This is a genomic window from Alteromonas sp. 14N.309.X.WAT.G.H12 (assembly GCF_036697315.1).
GTDB lineage: Bacteria > Pseudomonadota > Gammaproteobacteria > Enterobacterales > Alteromonadaceae > Alteromonas.
Genome location: NZ_JBAHZB010000151.1, coordinates 3,342 through 6,213 on the forward strand (window position 1 = coordinate 3,342; position 2,872 = coordinate 6,213).

Annotated in this window: 3 protein-coding genes; 2 read left to right on the top strand and 1 reads right to left on the bottom strand. The window is 48.1% G+C overall.

All coding sequences use genetic code 11. The annotated features are described in order from the left end of the window. The coding region (gene zipA, locus V5298_RS19275; RefSeq protein ID WP_332933056.1) for a cell division protein ZipA at positions 1 to 601 on the top strand (601 nt) is incomplete at its 5' end. A 49-nt stretch (positions 602 to 650) separates the two neighbouring features. Beyond that, complete coding sequence (ligA, locus tag V5298_RS19280) at positions 651 to 2,696, top strand: NAD-dependent DNA ligase LigA (protein WP_332933057.1); 2,046 nt, start codon at positions 651 to 653, stop codon at positions 2,694 to 2,696. 11 nt (positions 2,697 to 2,707) lie between these two features. Here the strand turns inward: ligA and V5298_RS19285 are convergent. After that, a partial coding sequence (locus tag V5298_RS19285; protein WP_332933058.1) for a DUF2062 domain-containing protein occupies positions 2,708 to 2,872 on the bottom strand: 165 nt, incomplete at its 5' end.

The following is a 2,872-nucleotide window of genomic DNA, read 5'->3' on the forward strand; positions in this document are numbered from 1 at the left end:
GCATACGCCAGCAGCCAAAGATACGCGAAAAACCAAAAAGCGAGCTGCCATTAAACGGCGTCAGGAGCCGAAGATCGGTGACGATCAAATGAATATTGACTTCGATGATTCAGTTTCAAAAGCCCAACCGGTGTCCTCTTCGTCTGCTAAAACAGCGGGATCCCAGCAAGAACAGGAAGTGCTAGTTTTAAATGTAAAAGCACAAGAGGATGCGCCCATTTCAGGGGCAGCCTTATTGCCTTTATTACTTACGCTGGGTTTTAAATTTGGTGATCAGGAGATTTTTCATCGCCATGTCAACTCCAACGGCAAGGGACCGGTGTTATTTAGTCTGGCCAACATGTTTAAACCGGGAGTTTTCGATATTGATAATCTTGAAACCTTTTCCACCCAAGGTGTATCGCTGTTTATGATCCTTCCCATAGAAGGGGATGCCCATCAGGTTTTCAATATGATGCACAATGCGGCCCGCAAAATTGCTGATGAATTTAACGGCAGTATACTTGACGGCCGTCGCAGCGTGTTGACCAAACAAGGCTTACAGCAGTACATGGAAAAAATACGGGAATTTGAACGTAAGCGAATGATCTCCCGTCATTAATCCTTTTTTCGCCGTCAGTTAACGGCCACCACATTGTTTAGAGAAATTTATGTCGTCAGAGAACCCATCTGTTGCCGACCGTATTGCTGTGTTACGGGATACGATCAACGAATATAACTACCAGTATTACGTTCAGGACGCACCGAGCGTACCCGATGCCGAGTATGACCGGCTATTTAAAGAGTTGCAAAAGCTGGAAGGTGAACATCCACAACTAATAAGTGCAGATTCGCCCACTCAAAAAGTAGGGGGCCAGCCGTTATCAGCCTTTACCCAGGTAACCCATGAAGTGCCCATGCTGTCATTGGACAATGCCTTTGATGAAGCGTCCTTATTTGCTTTTGAAAAGCGGTTAAAAGACCGCTTAAAAGATACTGCAACACTGACCTATAGTTGCGAGCCTAAGTTAGATGGGCTTGCGGTAAGTATTCTATATGAAAATGGAGTTTTAGTACGTGCAGCGACCCGTGGTGACGGGCAAGTGGGAGAAAATATTACCGAAAATGTGAAAACAATTGGTAATGTGCCACTGCGGTTACGGGGGGAGAATATTCCAGCGCGTATTGAAGTGCGGGGCGAAGTTTTCATGCCCAAAGCCGGGTTTGCCCAGCTTAACGAAAGACAAAAAGAAAAAGGTGAAAAGGTTTTTGCTAATCCGCGCAATGCCGCCGCGGGTAGTTTGCGTCAATTAGATAGCCGTATTACCGCCAAACGCCCACTCATGTTCTACGCCTATTCACTAGGAGTCGTCTATCCTGAAGCCTTTACTTTGGCTGCCAGTCACAGTGAGCGCCTTAAGTCGCTGCGTCAATGGGGCTTGCCCATTTGTCCTGACATCGCCGTGGCCGAAGGTGCCCAAGGGTGTCTTGATTATTATAACAAAATCTTAACATCCCGGGATAATTTGCCCTACGATATTGATGGTGTGGTATTTAAAGTGGATGACATTGCCATACAGCAAACACTCGGCTTTGTTGCTCGGGCACCACGGTGGGCTATTGCGCAAAAATTCCCGGCTCAAGAAGAAATTACCCGTTTGGTTGATGTGGAATTTCAAGTGGGCCGTACCGGTGCCATTACCCCTGTAGCACGGCTTGAACCTGTGTTTGTGGGCGGGGTGACCGTTTCTAACGCCACGTTACATAACCAGGACGAAATTCAACGACTTGGTGTGCGCATTGGCGATACGGTGGTGGTGCGACGGGCCGGTGATGTTATCCCTCAAGTGGTATCCGTTGTGATGGAACGTCGTCCCGATGATGCCCGTGAAGTGGTGTTTCCCGAACAATGTCCAATTTGTGGCTCTAAGGTCGAAAAACTGGCCGAGGAGGCTGTGGCCCGGTGTACGGGTGGGTTGGTTTGCCAAGCCCAGCGTAAACAGGCGCTGAAACATTTTGCTTCCCGCAAAGCCTTCGATATTGATGGTTTAGGCGATAAACTGGTGGAACAATTGGTGGATGCCGATTTGGTAAAAAGTCCTGCAGATTTTTTCCATTTGCAATTGGCCGATCTTATTCAATTGGAGCGGATGGCGGAAAAGTCGGCGTCAAACTTATTAAAATCCTTAGCCCAATCCACCGAAACCACCTTTGCTCGCTTCCTGTATGCTTTGGGAATTCGGGAAGTCGGCGAGGCGACGGCGGCAAACCTGGCTTTGCATTTTGGTGATCTAGATAGCTTGCAAAATGCCAGTATCGAAGCATTAAAAGAGGTTGAAGATGTGGGCGAGATTGTAGCCAATCACCTATTTAACTTCCTCCACGAACCCCATAATCGTGAAATTATCGACGCTTTACTGGCCGCGGGTGTGCACTGGCCGGCCGTGACTCCCAGCGTTGCTGATGATTTACCCTTAGACGGACAAACCTGTGTGTTAACCGGTACTCTGTCGTCTATGGGACGAGGGGATGCCAAGGCATTGCTGCAACAACTGGGGGCTAAGGTAACCGGCTCTGTGTCGGCAAAAACGAATTTCTTAGTGGCGGGGGATAAAGCGGGATCGAAATTGACAAAAGCCCAATCGCTGGATGTGGATGTGTGGGATGAAGACAAACTTATCTCGGTACTTACAACCCACGGTTTATATCAACAGTAACCTTTTCGTTTTTATTTAACAGCCCGTTGTTTGCGGGCTTCTTTTCGCGCTTTCCACGATTTTACTACAGAAAACCGCCATAACCAGTTTAGGCCAAAATATCCCGCAAGACCTGATACCACCGAGCAAATCGCGCAGCCAACCAAAAACGCCGGCCCAATGGTACTGATACTCTC

Bases quoted from the DNA above. Each gene is read 5' to 3' on its own strand.
- ligA (WP_332933057.1), top strand. From the start codon at position 651: ATGTCGTCAGAGAACCCATCTGTTGCCGACCGTATTGCTGTGTTACGG.